The organism is Tenacibaculum xiamenense (assembly GCF_964513065.1).
GTDB classification, from domain to species: Bacteria; Bacteroidota; Bacteroidia; order Flavobacteriales; family Flavobacteriaceae; genus Polaribacter; species Polaribacter xiamenense.
On the sequence record NZ_CAZEQU010000033.1, the window covers coordinates 664304 to 682923 of the forward strand.

At 31.4% G+C, this 18620-nt stretch carries 14 protein-coding genes; 10 read left to right on the plus strand and 4 right to left on the minus strand.

What is annotated here, in order from left to right; all coding sequences use genetic code 11:
• Positions 1-694 precede the first annotated feature (694 nt).
• The 8 genes from ACKTTV_RS14015 to ACKTTV_RS14050 all read left to right on the plus strand — a co-directional run bounded on the left by ACKTTV_RS14015 (position 695) and on the right by ACKTTV_RS14050 (position 9745).
• Complete coding sequence (locus tag ACKTTV_RS14015) at positions 695-1117, plus strand: hypothetical protein (protein WP_408031473.1); 423 nt, start codon at positions 695-697, stop codon at positions 1115-1117.
• Positions 1118-1170: 53 nt separating this feature from the next.
• Complete coding sequence (locus ACKTTV_RS14020; protein ID WP_408031474.1) at positions 1171-2889, plus strand: hypothetical protein; 1719 nt, start codon at positions 1171-1173, stop codon at positions 2887-2889.
• A gap of 521 nt (positions 2890-3410) precedes the next feature.
• Positions 3411-4268, plus strand: a complete 858-nt coding sequence (locus ACKTTV_RS14025; RefSeq protein ID WP_408031475.1) for an ExbD/TolR family protein — start codon at positions 3411-3413, stop codon at positions 4266-4268.
• A 45-nt stretch (positions 4269-4313) separates the two neighbouring features.
• Positions 4314-4889 (plus strand): hypothetical protein, encoded by a 576-nt coding sequence (locus tag ACKTTV_RS14030; protein ID WP_408031476.1) that lies wholly within the window; start codon positions 4314-4316, stop codon positions 4887-4889.
• A gap of 109 nt (positions 4890-4998) precedes the next feature.
• A complete protein-coding gene (locus tag ACKTTV_RS14035) occupies positions 4999-5736 on the plus strand; it encodes a hypothetical protein (protein WP_408031477.1) in 738 nt (245 codons plus the stop codon).
• Between the two features lie 63 nt (positions 5737-5799).
• Positions 5800-6696 carry an MBL fold metallo-hydrolase gene (locus ACKTTV_RS14040; protein WP_408031478.1) on the plus strand — a complete coding sequence of 299 codons (897 nt, stop codon included), beginning with the start codon at positions 5800-5802 and terminating at the stop codon, positions 6694-6696.
• Positions 6697-6916: 220 nt separating this feature from the next.
• A complete protein-coding gene (locus tag ACKTTV_RS14045; RefSeq protein ID WP_408031479.1) occupies positions 6917-8218 on the plus strand; it encodes a DASH family cryptochrome in 1302 nt (433 codons plus the stop codon).
• A 21-nt stretch (positions 8219-8239) separates the two neighbouring features.
• Positions 8240-9745 carry a cryptochrome/photolyase family protein gene (locus ACKTTV_RS14050; protein WP_408031480.1) on the plus strand — a complete coding sequence of 502 codons (1506 nt, stop codon included), beginning with the start codon at positions 8240-8242 and terminating at the stop codon, positions 9743-9745.
• Positions 9746-9761: 16 nt separating this feature from the next.
• Here ACKTTV_RS14050 and ACKTTV_RS14055 read toward each other — a convergent pair whose 3' ends face one another.
• Positions 9762-10355: a GNAT family N-acetyltransferase gene (locus ACKTTV_RS14055; RefSeq protein WP_408031481.1), complete on the minus strand. Its 594-nt coding sequence runs from the start codon at positions 10353-10355 to the stop codon at positions 9762-9764.
• Between the two features lie 923 nt (positions 10356-11278).
• Here ACKTTV_RS14055 and ACKTTV_RS14060 point away from each other — a divergent pair.
• On the plus strand, positions 11279-12901 hold the full coding sequence (locus ACKTTV_RS14060) for a class I SAM-dependent methyltransferase (RefSeq protein ID WP_408031482.1): 1623 nt from the start codon (positions 11279-11281) through the stop codon (positions 12899-12901).
• A gap of 40 nt (positions 12902-12941) precedes the next feature.
• On the opposite strand, the gene ACKTTV_RS14065 is transcribed toward ACKTTV_RS14060, so the two are convergent.
• A complete protein-coding gene (locus tag ACKTTV_RS14065) occupies positions 12942-13952 on the minus strand; it encodes an SDR family oxidoreductase (protein WP_408031483.1) in 1011 nt (336 codons plus the stop codon).
• A 92-nt stretch (positions 13953-14044) separates the two neighbouring features.
• Between ACKTTV_RS14065 and ACKTTV_RS14070 the strand changes: the two genes are divergently transcribed.
• Positions 14045-14479 carry a winged helix-turn-helix transcriptional regulator gene (locus tag ACKTTV_RS14070; protein WP_408031484.1) on the plus strand — a complete coding sequence of 145 codons (435 nt, stop codon included), beginning with the start codon at positions 14045-14047 and terminating at the stop codon, positions 14477-14479.
• A gap of 109 nt (positions 14480-14588) precedes the next feature.
• On the opposite strand, the gene ACKTTV_RS14075 is transcribed toward ACKTTV_RS14070, so the two are convergent.
• On the minus strand, positions 14589-17495 hold the full coding sequence (locus tag ACKTTV_RS14075; protein WP_408031485.1) for a T9SS type A sorting domain-containing protein: 2907 nt from the start codon (positions 17493-17495) through the stop codon (positions 14589-14591).
• Entirely contained in the window at positions 17488-18525 is a 1038-nt protein-coding gene (locus ACKTTV_RS14080; RefSeq protein WP_408031486.1) for a hypothetical protein, read from the minus strand. The genes ACKTTV_RS14075 and ACKTTV_RS14080 overlap by 8 nt, the downstream gene beginning before the upstream one ends.
• Positions 18526-18620: the final 95 nt, after the last annotated feature.

Genomic DNA, 18620 nt, shown 5'->3' on the forward strand with positions numbered 1-18620 from the left:
CTAAATAAGGTAAAAACAACGCTAAAAGAATGTTTTTGATTATTAAAACGTTGTGAATTCATTGAAAACAGTTATAAATTCATCCTCCTGTTGCGCAATACCACAATGAATAACTAATACCAATATAGCAGAAAAGGATAAGAAGTTTACTCTCAAAGTTAAACCTTCCTATCCTTACACTAAAGCTTACTACACTAATACCAAAACTAAAGGTATATATGATACTTTTTGAGTTATTTAGATATTTTGTCCTTTTTTCTAGTTAAATGGTTGGATTTTATCGATGAATAAAATACCCTATAAAACCACTAGACTTTTAAACAACTAACTGCATATGGTCATTAACTTGAATTACCAATTTCCTTAAAAATGTCTATAACACAATATACAGTTAGTTTTGAGTGATACTTAAAATTAAAAAATCATTTGTTCTAATTTTACAAAATCAGTTTAACCACTTGCTCTTATATGATTATTCGCATTAATAAGTCGATTAAGCGTTTTTCATCCAAGATTAAAGATATTATTAATTTTTTCATACTACTTCACATATGGACGATTTAAAATACCTATCCATAGGTAGTTACACTTCCAAAACACTTTATACCTTTACCCTACTTAACTGAATCTACAAATTATGATAACAACCGAACATTTACAAAGCAACACCCGTTTAAAAAACTTGGAAACGGAGATGAAAAATATAATTGAAGCAAGCTCTACCAAATTGTCTCTTGAGGATTTAAAGGGAAGTTTCTATAAACGTGCCTCTCTTCAAACGGTGAAAGGCATTTTAGAAGCTTCCAATGTTATTGGAATTAGTTCTCTGAATAATGTTGGGACTCTTGTTGAAGTTAAATATTCTATTTCAGGAATAGATTTAGATACTATTTATATTGGCGGGGAAGGATCAACAAGCGCTTTTGGAATTCTATCCAATGTATCTATGAACTCTGACAATACCATTGATTTAGAGGTAAATCAAAACACTCCGACGAATAGCTACTACACCTTTAGTACTGATTACATTCGCAGTCATTCGCAAGAATATAATCATACAAATAATCCTATAAATGATAATGATGATTATGTTCTTATAGAAACAGAACCTGCATAAAAACCTTACTATTCAGTACGAAGGATTACAAAAAACTATAAAAAACAATACACATGAAAAATCAAATCAAACTTTGGCTTGGGAGGACTCTTTTGATCTTATCCAGTCAAATATTTAGTCAATCACTCGGGCAAGATACTGAAGGCTTCAGTACCTTAGTTTTTCCATCAACAAATATTACTTTGAACCTAAGTGAAGATGTTGCCAGCTTTAGTCTCTATAGAAGTTCAAGATTTAATAATAATAACGTTGCTTCTCTTCCAACAATATCAAGTGCTTTTAGAGGAAGCAATGATCCTAAGATTATAAGCGGTAAACTGGAAAAAATACTTAAACAAAGAGAAGCTATTCGAAATAAAGAAAAGGCTAGCAAATACTTCTATTATGGAGTAGATTTAAAAGGTAGCTCTGAAAACGGACTCGCTCCCATATTTTCTTCAGAAAAATTAGCTTCTTCAGCTAGTATTAATGGGCTTGTTGGGATAAAATGGATGACTCACCATCATACTAAAGAGCATTTACTCGACTATGTTCAAGCAAGATTAAATATGCAAGAGTATTCAAAAATTAAAAAACAGTTAAAAAAACTTGTAAAAAACAGAGTTCTTACACCTACGAATCAAAAATACCTCGTTACAAAGTTGAATAATGATTCCATAACTGTTAAAGAAAAACTCAGTAAAGTTCATAGTAATATAAACGTACTTGAAAAGCTAAAAGCGAACTATATTCCTACCATGGATGATGTTATTAATCACTTGCAATTATTAGTATCACATACAAAACGTTTACAAGGAGTTATTGATAGAAATCAACCCGATGGCGATATCTTTTCTCATAAAAAATCTTTAGAAAATCTTATAAAGAAAAAGGAATTCAAGTTTCTACTCACATCAGTACCCTATGATAAAGACAACTTATTCGCCTCTGAATGGGATAAGGTTATTAAAAAAATTGATCAATTAATCTTACAAAAGAAAGATGAAAAGTACAACGCTAAAGCTGGCTTTAACCCTACACAGGAAATAGATAAAGTAATTACTTCATTTAAAAAATATGCAACTGGCTTAGACTTACTTCAAAAACTTGATGTAGAAAGTGAAAATGATATTATTAATACGTTGAATTACAAAAACAAATATTTAGTTTATGCTCGTGGCGGATTTTCAGGATCTGAATTTAAACTCGATCTTCAAAATAATGGAACTAGTATTGATTCTCGATTTGCTGATACTTCCTTTAATGGCTACAACGTCGAATTAGGTACAACCATGCAATTCAAAAAACAAAAATTCTTTGGAGCCAGCATTGCTTATTCCTATACTCATAATTTAGGTAGTTTGGAAAACAGAACCTTTGCTTTTCAAACCGTTGATCCAAACGTACAAGGAGGAAACTTAGTGAATGTTGAACAGATAAATGCTCTTACAGGAAGTTATGATCGCTTTCATCGTTTAGATATTAACTTTGATTATGTTTATTTGTTTAAGCTTCTTGAACAAAGAAATCCTGATAAACCAAGTCAAATGTATTTAAGTGTAAACCCTTATTTAAGGCATAGAATATACAACAATGCGAATGTTTTAAAAAATAATACAATCTTAGGAATTGGTTTTCATGCCTATAATAGTAAAGACAATAAACTTATGGGAGGTGTATATGTTCAAACCAGAGATTTGTTTGGAGTGCATAAAAATGATAAAGGCTTTTTTGATGAAGGAATTTCATTCGGTTTAATTGTTCAATATAATTTTGACGGACTAAAACTATAGTGTCGGAATTAGGTAAAAAAAGAGGTTGTTCATAGCAATAAACAACCTCAACTCTACAAATGAGAAATCAACCATACAGGTACCCCCATACCTGTATTTTATCCCCAGATAAAACTTAAAAAATCTAGGGCGTAGTTTTCCATTGATCTCAAAAATGGAAGAACTACAATATCTTTATTGCTGTTTAGAAACATTTATCTACAGCAACATACACTTTGAATATTTGAAATATTCAAACATTATTTCTTCAAAATTTTATGATTGAAAGCAATTTTTACGTTCGTTTAGAAAGTAAAGCACTTCCATAGCTGGCGCAATATACAAATATTAGCGACTAAACGTGACTTATTTAATGTTAAAATTAACAAAAACCTACAGTACTAACATTATTCTACATTTAAATAAACTACGAAATAAGCTAAATACACATATAAATAAATCATTTATTTCCATAATTTTGATATTAAATCAAACCTAGAAATGAAAATACCTTTTTAGTATTTTCAATATTAAAACTAAAAATGAAAAAATTACTATTACCATTTGCTATTCTCCTTAGCTCTTTATGTTATTCTCAAATCAAAGATATTCAGCTACCAAAAAATGGAGGGGAAATGAATTTTAAAAAAAGCCGTCGCATCATTTCTCTTTTTGATGTTTACTTAAAAAAAAATGGAGATGTTTATGTTCAAGACTCACTGGTGAGCTTTGAACAACTCGGAAATATGGCCTATAAATTTATTATTAATCATCCTTTCGACAAATTCAATACTATTGCTCCTTTAAATATAGATGTTAATACTCCTTACAAATATGTAGACAAACTAAAAAAAGAGTTAAAAAAAACGCAGATAAGATACTATTACAGAACGGATAACATTGAAGATTTCACTTTAGGAATTTACCTCTTTTCTTTAGAACCTACTTTATTTTATAGAACATCGGATGAAAAGTCTCCTGATGGAATTAAACTAATAACTTTTGAGGAATACCAATCATCCGGTACTTCCAATCACGAGAATTTTATCTATAACTTGTATTCCAAAAAATATAAGTTAGCCAAAGAGTTTTTTGTGAAGATGAAAATAAAAAAAATGAAGTTTATAGACTCAACAACATTAACAATTGGTGGGAAAAAATTTAGCTCAAATGATACTGAAGCTATTCATAATGAAATAAAAGAAGCAGATATTTGTTTTATTGAATACCAACCAGAACTACCCTATTCAATTTATTTTGAAAACATACAATGTATTAGAAAGGAACTAAAATTAAGAAACAAGCTATATAACAAAAAAGACAAAATGAGAATCCCTAACTATTCATTTATTTCACATGAAATGTTAGAGTTATTAAAAAATGCGGACATTAAGATTTAACAAACTCCCCATATAACACTTTCACTCTTTTAAATTTCAATTTTTATGAAGCCCCTTCCCAACATTACCATCTTTATTTTCATAGTTTTTATTCTATTTTCTTGTGGAACAGTAAAAACGTTAACAACTAAAGATAAAACCTGGTTAAATCGGGTAATTGATTCAATGTATGCGTTAGATCAGAAACATCGACATAATTTAATAGCTGTTGACTCAAACTTCAAAGTAGATACTAAGAATAATGGAGGGAAGTTTCTTACTTTAAAAGCGAAAAAGGAAAAACTAGGAAAAAACTTTAAGAAGTATCAGAAAAGCAAGGATAGTGTTAATAATATTATCGCTAAAACGGATGATTCTAATACCAAACTCCTACTGAAATTAACTGAAAAATATGGTTTCCCTAGTAGAAATCGACTAGAAGTATATCGAGCATCCGCTTATTCTATTTTCGTTCATTCTCCCAAAAAGTATTATGATACCATAAAAGAAGTCATTACCAAAGAGTTTAAAGAGAATAGAATTTCAGAATACGAAAAAGCCTATATATTCTGGCATATCAATGGAAGAGCCGGTATGCCTCCAAGATTAAAGAAAGATGGAACTGTTTTATATGGTAAATAGATAGAAGTGTTTTCATTGTCAAAATAGTGCAAGTGAAAATATATTTCACCAACGTAATTGATAAGCAATAAAGGCATTACAACAATCGTTAGAATAAAAAGTATTGCATATGAAACCCAAGACATTTAAGAAGCATTTAATATTTTGGATTGCTCTTCTATCATCATGGATATCTTTTATAATTATTCCTTTTTTCTGGTTTTTACCTTTTGCCTTTTGGCTAATAATTCTTTTTGTTTTATGGATTAAAAAATCTAATCTAAAATGGTATTTAATAGGATTATCTTCTTGGACTATACTTCCCTTTCTTAGCTTTTGTTTTGGTATAAATTTTTATTTTAACGGTAATGCCCATTTAAAAACCACTGGGTATCCATTCTTAGGATTTGGTAACTTAGATAAGAAATATAGAGTATACAATTCTACTTCCGGATGTTTAGTAACGGGAATTGAACCTCTTTTACATACTCCAAATAATCTTGCAATAAAGCTTTGCACCAAAATATTTGGTTACCAAAAAGGGGCTTATTCAGGATTCTATCCAACGTTTAAACAATCAAATGAACTCATTAATCAATACGGTCAAGAGCTTCCTTATACAATTGGAAAAGATTCATTATACTTTACAAACGAAAGTTACAATTATAAACTGAGAATGATTACGTTTTTCCATGGATATGAAATGGATCCTTCGATTGCAAAAGTTAAAATGGTTTCACATAAAAATGAACTCATTATCGTTGGAATAACTTCGGATAGCTTAAAAGTTTTTCATTTAATAGATCGTAAAACGGGCGAGAATTTTGCTAAATACATTGGCAATAGAGAAAATAATAGGGCTTATTAACATCATTCCACCTCGAAAGGAATTGTAATTTCCTCCGACAGAGTATTCACAAACTCAATTATCATGAAGCTCTTATCTTTTCTTATTACCATCATATTCTTAGCTACTAATCTTCATATATTTTCGCAACAAAAGGAAATCCAAATAAAAGTACACCATGTTTCTAAAAATGTATATATGCTGGTAGGACAAGGAGGAAACATTGCTATTTCAGCAGGCGAAGACGGTATTTTTATGATTGACGATCAATTTGCACGATTGACTCCCAAAATTTTAAAAGCAATAAAAACAGTTAGTGAAAAAGAAATTAAGTTTTTATTAAACACCCATTGGCATGGCGATCATACAGGAGGTAATGAAAACATGGAAAAAGAAGGTGCGGTAATTATAGCTCATGAAAATGTAAGAAAACGCATGAGTACTGATCAATTTCAAAAGAGACGTAATCGAACAATAAAAGCTGCTCCAAAAGATGCTCTACCCATAATAACCTTTACAAAAGACCTCAACTTTCATTTTAATGGGGAATCGATATATGCTTTTCACGTGCACAATGCACACACCGATGGCGATGCTATGGTGTATTTTGGAAACAGTAACGTTCTTCACATGGGAGATACTTATTTTCAAGGAAAATACCCATATATAGACCTAGACTCAGGAGGAAGTGCTCAAGGATATATTGACGCTATTAAAAAAGCTCTTTTAATAATTGACGATGACACCAAAATAATTCCTGGTCATAGAAACCTCTCTTCCAAAGCCGAACTAAAAGAATACTTAACCATGTTAGAGGAAATTAAAACGAGTATCCTTACAGAAATCAGTTCTGGAAGAACTGAAGAAGAGGTAACTAAAAACCCTAAGCTCACAAAAAAATATGACGATCTTAACTACGGTAATTGGTTTATTTCTGGTGAAGCAATACGTAGAACATTTTATATAAGTTTAAAAAAATAGTTCAAACATTACCGACGAAAAACTCTGTATTTTCAAAAAGTAAGTTCGTCCTCTTACCTCAAATTATTATGAGCTAAAAATTTACTAGTTAATGGATGTGCTTCACGAAATCAAACATCTATAGATTAAAAAATGTTACCACTTATTTTGTTTAATAATACAACATAAATGTTAAACAAAATATTTTATCTTTGATATCAAAATCAAAGACGAAAGAATAATGCAACAAAAAACAGCAGTTGTATGGTTTACAAATAATCTGAGAGTAAGAGATAACAAAGCTCTGTATGAAGCCTGTTCTCAATATTCCAGTGTGATTGGTGTTTATTGTTTTGACAAAAATCTATTTAATAGCTCACAATTTGGATTCAAAAAGATCGAAAAGTTTCGAGCCCAATTTCTAATTGAGTCCGTTAGCAACCTTTCAAAAAATCTAAAGAAGTTAAATATCCCCCTATTTACTTATTTTGACCAACCAGAAAACAAAATTCCAACCTTTTGTGAACTCCATCAAGCCGAAGCACTATTCTTTCAAAAAGAGTTTACTCTAGAAGAAAACAATCTACTTAATTCCGTAAAACAGAAATTATCAAAAACCATAACTACAAACTGTTATTATGATCAGTTTTTGTACCATCCTGATACGATAAATTTTAAGATTAGTAATACTCCTGAGGTTTTTACTGTTTTTAGAAAAAAGATTGAAAAATATGTTGCTATTCACTCCGAAATAACAGTAATTCCTAAAGAAGCCAGTAATTGGATTCCTGTTGATACTAAACTTCCATCTTTGAAAGATCTAGGGTTTGAAGATTTTGAAAAGCATCAAAAGTCTGCCTTCCCTTTTAATGGAGGTGAAACCGAAGCACACAACCGCTTGCTTGATTATTTTTATAAAACTAAAAAACTCCAAGTCTACAAAAAAACAAGAAACGGATTGTTAGGGATCAATTACAGTTCGAAATTCTCACCTTGGCTAGCCAATGGTTGTATTTCGGCAAAAACAATTTACTGGGAAGTCAAAAAGTTTGAAAATGAATTCGGAAGCAATCAGTCTACCTATTGGTTGATATTTGAATTAATTTGGAGAGATTATTTCAAGTTTTTATCTCTTAAACATGAAAACAGTTTGTTTAAAGTTACTGGAATTAAACGTGTAGAATATACTTGGAGTCGAGATGAGAACCTTATTTATAATTGGATTCATGGACAAACTTCCAACGATTTTGTTAATGCCAATATGTTAGAACTTAAGAAAACGGGATGGATGAGTAACAGAGGGAGACAAAATGTAGCTTCTTTTTTCGCTAAAAAACTTTTACTAGATTGGCGTATTGGTGCTGCCTATTTTGAAAGTATGCTTCTTGATTATGATGTGCATAGTAATTATGGAAACTGGCAATATGTAGCTGGTGTTGGCAACGATCCTAGAGATAGAAAGTTCAATGTGCAATTGCAAGCTGAACGATATGACACCAAAGGAACTTACCGCAGAACTTGGCTACAATCTTCCTTATTTTAAATAACTCAATACAATTCCCCAATGAAACAGGTAACCTTTGTTTTTCCTCACCAAATCTTTAAGAACACAGAAATCTATAATTCGAAGTATACAATCTATCTAATTGAAGAATCTTTATTCTTCAACCAATATAATTTTCATAAACAAAAATTGGCCTTCCATAGAGCTACTATGAAGTATTATGAAAACTACTTAAAACAACAAGGATTCGACGTTAATTATATAGAAGCAATACATGAAGAAAGTGATGTAAGAATACTTTTAGAAAAACTTATTCAACAAGGTTTAGAGAAACTACATCTAATCGATCCTACAGATAATTGGCTCGAAAAAAGAATTACAAGTTTTAAAGATAAAATTAACATAAGCATTCAGGGTTCCCCCCTATTTATAAATAATAAAAATGAGTTATCACCTTTCTTTAAGCCAACCAAAAAGAAGTTCTTTCAAACCTCGTTTTACAAAGAACAACGAATAAAAAGGAATATTCTCATGGAAAATGAGAAACCAGTAGGTGGAAAATGGACCTATGATACCGAAAATCGCAAGAAATATCCAAAAGGAAAAGTCCCTCCTTCTATTTCATTTCCGAAGACAAGTTTATATTATGAGGAAGCAAAAGAATATGTTCAATTACACTTTTCAAAAAACTTAGGTACACTTAAAGAGGTCCCAATTTATCCAACAACCTTTGAAGAAGCCGAAGTTTGGTTAACCGATTTCTTTGAATCAAGATTTCATGAATTTGGTATTTATGAAGATGCTATAGTTTCCAATAATCACTTTTTAAATCATAGTGTTTTATCACCTCTAATTAATGTTGGACTATTAAGTCCAGAACATGTTATTAAAAGTTCGATTAGTTATTCCGAAGCAAATAACATACCGATTAACTCTTTAGAAGGCTTTGTAAGGCAAATTTTAGGCTGGCGTGAATTTATACGTGGAATTTATGAGGTTAAAGGCACTGAAGAAAGAACCAAAAACTTTTGGAAGCATAATCGAAAAATTCCAGCGTCATTTTATGATGGAACCACAGGCATTTTACCAGTGGATACTACTATCATAAAACTAAAATCTACTAGTTATGCTCATCACATAGAACGCTTAATGATTCTTGGAAACTTTATGCTCCTTTGTGAATTTGACCCGGATGAGGTATATAAATGGTTTATGGAGTTTTTTATTGATAGTTACGATTGGGTTATGGTACCAAATGTATATGGCATGAGTTTGTTTGCCGATGGAGGATTAATGTCTACGAAACCTTATATCAGTAGTAGTAATTATATAAAGAAAATGAGTAATTATCCAAATGGTGATTGGCAAAATATTTGGGATGGATTATTCTGGAGGTTTATGGATAAAAACAGAATTTTCCTTTCTAAAAACCCGCGACTTAAAATGTTAATTGCAAATTTAGGTAAAATGGACTCTGAAAAACGTGCAAAGCATTTTGATAACGCCGAAACCTTTTTAAATAATCTCAATCAACCCAAAAAATCTAACCAATTGAATTTACTGTAAACAATTACCTCAAAATCTAACATTTACTTTCTTTTTTTAAAATGTAAAGCGTTATCTCTAATTCATCATGTATGTTTACAACCTTAAATCCAAGTTTTTCATAAAGTGGTATATTCCTTTTATCAGAAGTCTCTAAGTATATTGTATAATCTTTGTCATAATAATTCATTACCTGATTTATCAACTTTGTTCCTATACCTTTTCCTTGATCTTTTTTAAAAACTCCTACATAATATAAATGAAGGTACTTACCTTCTGGGTGATTTTTACTAATTGCTTTTTCACGTTGTAAAACATTCCTAACATTGTTAATTCCTAGAATATTGAAAAATAAATTTATCTTCCAAATCAATAAATGCAATTTTTCTGACACATTTTTTTTTCTTTCTTCTCCATTGGTTAGCATTAATAAACACCCATTAGCATCATCTGTAATAAACACATCTCCATTACAAAAAGTGTTTAAAGAGAAAAATCTCATTAATTTTCTAATTCGAGTATCTTGCTTTTTCCCTTTTCTTGTAACATTTATAATGGATTTATTTTCTTTAAAGGCATCTGTTAAAATATCAGTAATTCTATTTATATCTTTTATTGTAGTCTTTTTCATAAAATTCATCTTCAATAAGAACGGGCGAAATTAACAAAACCTAAATGAAAACTACGCTCATTATCCCCTCAAATTACGAGTGCATAACTATTAAAAGAATGTCTCGAAATTTATTAATTCACATATTTTATTTGGCATATTTTTTGATTTAAATAATTTAAATAGCATTTTTTTACAAATATGTGACCTATGAAAAAAAAGTGTGTCATAATTAATGTAAACGAAAAGTTCTTATTTATTTCGAAATAGACATTTAACTAGATATCATAATTGATAGCAAAAAATGAAACATAAAGTAAACCTCATTGGATAGACCGAGGTCCCTAAAAAGAAACATTTACCAAACGCTAAAAACTACGTGATTCTACATAAAATACTTAATTGCTATGTCAAGAAATAGGGCTTACTACTGCGTTTATCACTAATTACTTACACTACACCACATACGAATTTTACTCGATATTAATCGATTGATAACAGATAGATGAAACATAAAGTAAACCTCATTGGACAGACCGAGGTCACTAAAAAGAAACATTTACATAGGTTGCAATCTACCAATATTAAAAAAATACAGAGCTAATTGGTAAATTAACTTACTACAAATTCATATCCTTGCACACTACGTAACATGTTATCAAACACTCTAAGTTACATGACAACAATATCATATCTACCTTACAAGAAATAAAAAGCTTCTGTAACAAATGTTACACGTTATCAGTTAGTTATTAACTATATTTAACTCATCGAGAAAGTAAAAACATAAAATATTACAATATACCTTGGATGGCTATTAAACATAGTCAAAGGCTTGCTATTTTGAGTAGGCCTTTTATTTTGTTCTAAATTCACATCCACATCTCTTTTATTCTTTTTATAATTCAATTTCAATTGATTATATTTAAGAAAAGAATATTTGCATGCTAACCAAACAAGAAAAATCTCACCTCAGAAATCAATTATTTAGACATTTAGATGGAATCGTAACTTGCCCTTCTGCATTTGTGCTTTTCGATAAAGGAATTACCAAGTATCTTTTAGAAAATAAGAAAGCAACTTTATCTGAATTAGCTGAAAAATTCAAAGCGAATGATGGTTATTTAAATGTTGCTCTAAGAACACTATGTTCGCAAGGATGGTTGCATCAAGAAGTTGATAACACAACTAATATTGTTACATATACTTGCAATAAAACCTCAGAAATTGCTTTCAACTATTTTTACATTTATAAAGAAGCCTTCGAGTTATTGAAATATTCCGAAAATTACAGTTCAAGAAAATTCGAAAAAGAACCTTTTTATAAATTAGAAAACCTATTTAAAAATTTCACTAAAAACTTTAATGTTTCCGTAAAAGAAAACTCAAAAGAGAAAACTATTCTATCACAAGTACTTCAGCATATTGAAGGCATTATTGTCGGACCAACAATTGTTTTACTTGGAATGAGTGGTATGTTTCATAAATACTTTATGCAAACAAAATTTAAAGCAGAAGAGTTTCATAAAGATCCTGAGAGTTTTGGACGTCTATTAGATATTCTTAGTAAACTGGGTTGGTTTACAAAAAACAATGAATCTTATGAATTTACTGATAAAGGACTGTTTTTTGCCAAACGAGCGAGTGCATATGGTGTTACTGTATCGTATATACCTACACTTCGAAAACTTGATAAATTAATTTTTGGTAATCCAAGTATTTTTAGAACAGAAGGGATTGGCAATCAAGAAATTCATGTAGATAGAGAGATGAATGTTTGGGGAAGTGGTGGGGCGCATGCCGCTTATTTTAGAGTTATAGATGAGATTATTATCGATTTGTTTAACGGACCGATTGATGAACAACCTAAAGGAATTTTAGATGTTGGCTGTGGAAACGGTGCTTTTTTGAAACATCTTTTCAATTTAATTGAAAACAGAACCAATAGAGGACAGCAATTAGAAGAACACCCGCTCTTATTAATTGGTGTAGATTACAATGAAGCTGCCTTAAAAATAACTCGAAAGAATTTAGTACAAGCAGACATTTGGGCAAAGGTGATTTGGGGCGATATTGGAAATCCTGAAGCGCTATCGAATGACTTAGAAGAAAAATATGGTATCAATCTTTCAGATTTACTAAATGTGCGAACCTTTTTAGATCATAATAGAATTTGGGAAGAACCGTCTATTTCAAAAAATATGTCTTTGTCAAAATCTACCGGTGCTTATGCGTATCGTGGAAAGCGACTCGATAATAATTTAGTTATAGAATCGTTGAAACAACATTTTACTAAATGGAAACCTTATATTGATAAATTTGGTCTTTTACTAATTGAACTTCATACTTCAGATCCTAAACTAGTATCTCAAAACCTTGGAAAAACAGCTGCCACAGCTTATGACGCCACTCATGGATATTCCGATCAGTATATCATTGAATTGGATGAATATATGGAAGCTATGGAGTCAATTGGTCTGTTGCCCGATGAGAAAGCTTTTAAAAAGTTTCCAAATTCTGATTTAGCTACGGTTTCTATAAATTTATTTAAAACAAAGAGTCCATAATCGGAAATATAATTTTCCGATCATGAACTCTTATATTGGTTTAAAGATTTTTTTCTATTGAAACCGCGGTATCTATAATCGTTTTTTCGAATGGAATTGGTTTCCATTTAAAAATTTCCATTGCAGGTGAAATATCTGCACTAACCAAAACATCAACAAATGGTAACATTCCTTTCATTTCACTATCAAAAAGGCTCATAAATTTTACCATTAGACTTGGTGCTCTTTTCGGACTTGCCTTCTTAAAACCATTATCCTTTAAAATTTTTGCAACTCCAACAAACGAATAAGGTTTGGCTGATGAAACGATAAATCTTCTTCCTTCGGATTTCAAGTTTTCTAAAGCTGCAACATGAATTTTTGCAATATCTCGAACATCTGACATTACATAATTACTGTTTGGTAGCATTGGCATTTTTCCCGTTATTACCTTTTTTATCAGTTCCATCGAAGCTCCTGATAAATTTCCTGTGAGTGTTGGTCCGTAAATAGGTCCAGGATTTACTACTGTAAGTTGAATTTTATTCGGACCTGTTTGATTATTATAAAAATCCCAAGCGGCCTTTTCAGCCATTGTTTTACTTTTAATATAAGCTGATACTTTATCTTTTTTAGCGTTAGTCCAACTATTCTCATGTAAATGATTAACTTTTTTGTCTCCCGCCATTGCAACTGTCGAAGATGTTAATACAACTTTCTTCACTCCTGTTTTCTGAGCAAACTTCAACGCTCTTAATGTTCCATCAACCGCAGGTTTTATTAATTCATTTTCATCCTTTGGCTGTGCTATAACAAAAGGAGATGCCACGTGTAATACATAATCACAATCTCTCATTGCTTGTTCCCATCCTGTATCATTTAATAAATCGAGTTTACAAAATTCAAGATTATCTTTTACATCAATAACCTCTGCCAGTCCCCTCCTAACCTCTTGCTCTTTTGATAAATTTCTTACCGATCCTTTTACTTTATATCCTTGTTTTAATAATTCAACAGCACAATGTTGCCCTACAAACCCAGATATTCCCGTCAACAAAACCTTTTTTTTCATGATATGATTTCCCTAATTATTATTACTTTTGTTTTGCAAGTAAAAATACATAATTACTTTCATTTTGCAAGTAATAATAAAACTTTTTAATCATGGACACTAAATTTCGATGCAATTGCCCCATAACTTCTACTTTAGATATACTCGGTGATAAATGGATGCTTGTTATTATAAAACAAATTTTGATTGAAAATAAACACACATTTAAAGATTTTACAGAAAGTGATGAGGCCATAGCTACCAATATATTATCAACAAAATTAAAAGTGCTTGAAGAATTTGCTATTATAAAGAAAACCAAATTACCTCATAATAAAAAAACGAATCTCTACCTACTAACCGATAAAGGACTAGCACTAATACCTTTAATTGTAGAATTGGCGGCATGGGGTGATGATAACTTAAGAGAATTAAACCCTACATTAATTGATAATGAAGCTATGGAGATTTTAAGAACCGATAAAAACACTTTTGCGAATATGCTTGAAGAAAGATATCGAAAAAAAGTAGCTTCATTAAATATATAAAACCCATTTGTAATGTGTGAGAATGAATTCAACAGTAAACTTAAAAATGAAGTAGAAAAATAAAGATAACACATCAAGAGCGCGAAAGAGCACTCTTGATGTGTTGATTTTAATCTACAACCAGCTTTGTTGTTTGTACCTCCTCATTTGTATCATTAGGATAGTACACAATTCCATATAAGCCCGGTTTTAGATCTGCTAATACATTCGTTTTAGTTTTTAAGATTTGTTGACGGAACACCAATCGACCATCTAAACTGAATATCTCCAAACGACCTCCATTACTGGTTTTATTAACTTGCAAAGTAAATTTACCCGAATTGGGATTGGGAAATACCAACAATTTATTTTCAGTCAATTTATCGGGGGTATCTGTCTCTATGCTATTTTCTAAATCATCCAAATTACTATCAGTAGCTGTTGATGTTTGCTCTCCATTCCTTGGTCCATAATAATAACAATCATACCATGCTGAATTATCTCTACGCTTCTGATCTATATACGCTAGAAAAGTACCACCAGGTTCAACGCTAAATCCTGGTTCCAAAGTAACAGCTCCTCCAGAAAACGATGTTATATCACCAGTTTTTTTAATGATATAATCACCAGGATCTGTTTTGTATGTAATATTACTTCCAAATGAAACCTTTTTCCACCCTTTATACCATGCTTTATAACGGTAATTTGATGAGAGTGTATGGTTTTCTCCAATAACTTTATTTTGAAGAGCAACTTCTTCTGCCTCCACCTCATTAACTAGAAAATCAACAAGTGGGTTAAAATCTGCACTGGTTACGCTGCCATAATCTTCCACTGTTTTTTTCATTACAATATGATCCCAACTATGAATATCAGCATAAATAGCTTCAAAAGGTGTAATCTTAAAATGATCCGAAGGATGCCCTAAGTTCGGATATCCAAAATTGTTGGTTACAATATTGGATCCACTTGGAGTAAGACCTGCGATAAACAAATCATTTGCCTGTAAATTATATTTGATGTTATTGTTTTGCCAAATTGTAGGGTTTATAGCCAAAGAAGATACCAATGGTAAAAACGACATTTCATCCTTATAATGCTTTGTACCAAATCCAAAAGCCCCTAATCTTAAAATGGTTGTAGCTCCACCTGCTGCTCCATCATAAAAAAGTGTTTTATACCCTCCTTGCGCCAAATCCCATTCATAAGCGTTTTGCATATGATATTCCTTTCTAATATAAAGAGGAATAAATACTGCCAGATAAAAATCTCGCCTTCTGAAAATACGCCTAGGAGAGCTAGTTGAGTAATAAGACGCATTTATATCTCTATTTACCACTCCTACTCCATAAGGTGTTATACCTGGAGCATTTTGAGAGAAGAGAAGTTTCCCTGGGTATAAATTCCATTTATCTTCATAATCGTCTTTATAGCTTCCTGTTGACACCGCTACATTTCTCGTAAAAGCTGGAAAAGTCTTTCGAGTGTCTCCTGTGTTCGAATAATGGTGATTAAAATCACTTACAATTTCATTTTGATAATCGATTGCATTTGAATGAGGATGCGGTATTCGTTCTTTTCTAAAAATATTAGTTCCAGGTAAATCAGTATAACTATTAATACTATAAAGTCCCATGTCAGTCGATGCTGGGTCAATCAAACTACTATAAGCGATACTAGCTACAATATTCGTATTAGCGAATGTTTTATAAGTAGCCTGAGCGAATAGTGGAATATTGGCTCCATGATGAGGTGAATCAAAAGGAATGTATAACCTTGTATGATGATGTTCCCCTCCTGCTTCCATATGTTCTTTTTCTAATTTAAGTAAGGCATAGCGCGCATTTTGTCCTCCCATACTATACCCCATTAAAATATTTTCCCAATCCTCATTCGGATAATTCGTTTTTTTGAGATTATTGATGTATTTGATAAATTCAGCTAACTCAGCACCCGTTTTCTGCAGGGATAAAAAACCAAAATTTTGCCTTATGAATATAATGTCATAACCCAAGTTTACATATTTATCAAATAACCCTCCAACATTAAATTGATTCCAATATTTTTTCATGGAAAAGGGTTGAATTAGAGGTCTGTAAGGTGGTGATATAATAATTGGTCTTCTAATCTTACCATTATTACCACAACCATATTTAATACCTACTCTAAACTTAAGTCCATTAAAAGGTATGGGATTCACATTTCGCCAAATTTCATCCCAAGGCCCATCGCTTCCTCTGTTTTCATATCTAACAGATTCATTGCTTTTTGTGGTAATGTAAAATTTAATGTTGTCGGTAAAATGTTGACCATTTAATTCATACGATACTCTTGCTATTGCTTTCGAATAATCGACTGTTCTATTATATGATAAACTAGGATTACGTTTCCCAAACATTTGAAACCCCTTACCATCGTTAAGATTTATTTCAATGCTTTTAATACTAATGTCTTTGCTCGTATTTATAAATTTTGAATCGTATTTCAACTGACCTACCTCATATCCATTATCAGGATATAACTCAATAACTCCTGCCGCTTTAAGTAATACTTTCTTATATAATGATCGACTCTCAAAGTTTGGAACCAATCGCCCTGATTTATCTCTAAATTTTGTTTCTCCTGTTTGCTCATCAATAAAACTAGCATTGTTTAAAATCAGCCCAAAGGGCTGAACCAGCTCATCTTCATCTGTTTGATTTTTAAAAAAATCTAAAATATCATTCGTAACACCTTGTATGTTCGAAGTTTTTTTCGAATTCAAAGAGGAGACTGAAATATTTGAGAAAACATCTAGAAAATCATTTGATGTAAAAGTCTGATCATACTTTCCTTTGATTTGCTCCATTGTAATCGGACTCTTGTCAAAAGATCTATTTAACAATACACCATCAAAATAAGAAGGGTTTAGCTGACCAAAAATGTAATCGGCAGCCTCTATCTCATCACTAAAAGATTTTCCTTTTCTTTGGGATAAACATTCGAAAGGAATGATCAAACCCAACACAAGAACTATGGATATAAAAACCTTATTCATGACTACATTTTTTATTCTTTGCTTGATTTTGTTTCTCTATCTTACTCTCTAACTCAATAATATATAAGGTTAGTTCTTCTATTTTTTGTAGAAGAAGAGCGTCCATTTTACCAAGATCAATTCCTTTTTCAACAACTTCCTCAGCGCTCGGAACACCAGGTAAATGCTTGTTCTTTTCAATAAACGATTTTACATAAGAAAGAGGTTTTAAGTCATAATTTTCCTCGAATACGTAATCGGCCCAGTCACTTGAATCACGCAATGCTACTTTAACTCTTTCTGTCATAATACCATCAGCCACATAAAGCTTATAATTACCGTTATAGGTAGATGGTTCCAATGGATCAAGACCAATACTTACTTTTCCATTATTTTTAATGAACATATAATAATTACCATGCCCAGTACTAGCTCCAGCTGGCTTCCAGAAATTCAGTCCCTGAGCTCCTTGGTTGTATTCAATTCCCCATTCACCATAAGGTGCATTAGTTTCAGCTCCTAGAAGTAAAGATGCTTGATTCCCATCCATTAAAGTAAACCCCTCTAAGTGAGAATCCAGACCTGTGCCGTTATTATTCTTTACTTGTAAGGTGGCATCAGGGTTTATAACTCCTACACCAATTCTTCCATTAGATTTCATAGTTAATAAAGTGCGATTATCGTTTCCATAGTGAAAAAAGAGATGGCGATTAGATGCAGCGATTTCCCAATTATAATTTTGTTCTGGACTAGGTCCAAAAGCTGTTACATTATGAACTATTTTTAAACCAGTAGTGTAACTAGACAAGGGTGCTCCTAAAGGATAAGCGAGTCCTCCTATATGCTTTCGAAATATGTTCAATTTTCTTTCTGGCAATACTATTGGCGACGGAACGCCTACTGGAGCAATACCAAATAACTGGTTTCCAATGGTTAGGTTTTTGTTTATTTTGGCTGCTCCACTTTGAATCACAGGATCAGTTCCTGTCCATTGTGAGAATGCAGTATAACTAAATAAAATCAGTCCAAAGGTTACTATTCGTAGTTTCATGATTTGCGGATTTAAGTTTAAAATTTGGATGAAGCTGTAGAACTTCTATCAAATATCATTATTATGATCGTTGATCGTTATCTCTTTCATTTCTA

Coding starts and splice junctions, on each gene's coding strand:
- ACKTTV_RS14050 (WP_408031480.1), top strand. CDS start 8,240: ATGAAACAGGTAACCTTTGTTTTTCCTCACCAAATCTTTAAGAACACA.
- ACKTTV_RS14060 (WP_408031482.1), top strand. CDS start 11,279: ATGCTAACCAAACAAGAAAAATCTCACCTCAGAAATCAATTATTTAGA.
- ACKTTV_RS14015 (WP_408031473.1), top strand. CDS start 695: ATGAAAAATATAATTGAAGCAAGCTCTACCAAATTGTCTCTTGAGGAT.
- ACKTTV_RS14065 (WP_408031483.1), bottom strand. CDS start 13,952: ATGAAAAAAAAGGTTTTGTTGACGGGAATATCTGGGTTTGTAGGGCAA.
- ACKTTV_RS14070 (WP_408031484.1), top strand. CDS start 14,045: ATGGACACTAAATTTCGATGCAATTGCCCCATAACTTCTACTTTAGAT.
- ACKTTV_RS14055 (WP_408031481.1), bottom strand. CDS start 10,355: ATGAAAAAGACTACAATAAAAGATATAAATAGAATTACTGATATTTTA.
- ACKTTV_RS14030 (WP_408031476.1), top strand. CDS start 4,314: ATGAAGCCCCTTCCCAACATTACCATCTTTATTTTCATAGTTTTTATT.
- ACKTTV_RS14035 (WP_408031477.1), top strand. CDS start 4,999: ATGAAACCCAAGACATTTAAGAAGCATTTAATATTTTGGATTGCTCTT.
- ACKTTV_RS14075 (WP_408031485.1), bottom strand. CDS start 17,495: ATGAATAAGGTTTTTATATCCATAGTTCTTGTGTTGGGTTTGATCATT.
- ACKTTV_RS14045 (WP_408031479.1), top strand. CDS start 6,917: ATGCAACAAAAAACAGCAGTTGTATGGTTTACAAATAATCTGAGAGTA.
- ACKTTV_RS14040 (WP_408031478.1), top strand. CDS start 5,800: ATGAAGCTCTTATCTTTTCTTATTACCATCATATTCTTAGCTACTAAT.
- ACKTTV_RS14020 (WP_408031474.1), top strand. CDS start 1,171: ATGAAAAATCAAATCAAACTTTGGCTTGGGAGGACTCTTTTGATCTTA.
- ACKTTV_RS14080 (WP_408031486.1), bottom strand. CDS start 18,525: ATGAAACTACGAATAGTAACCTTTGGACTGATTTTATTTAGTTATACT.
- ACKTTV_RS14025 (WP_408031475.1), top strand. CDS start 3,411: ATGAAAAAATTACTATTACCATTTGCTATTCTCCTTAGCTCTTTATGT.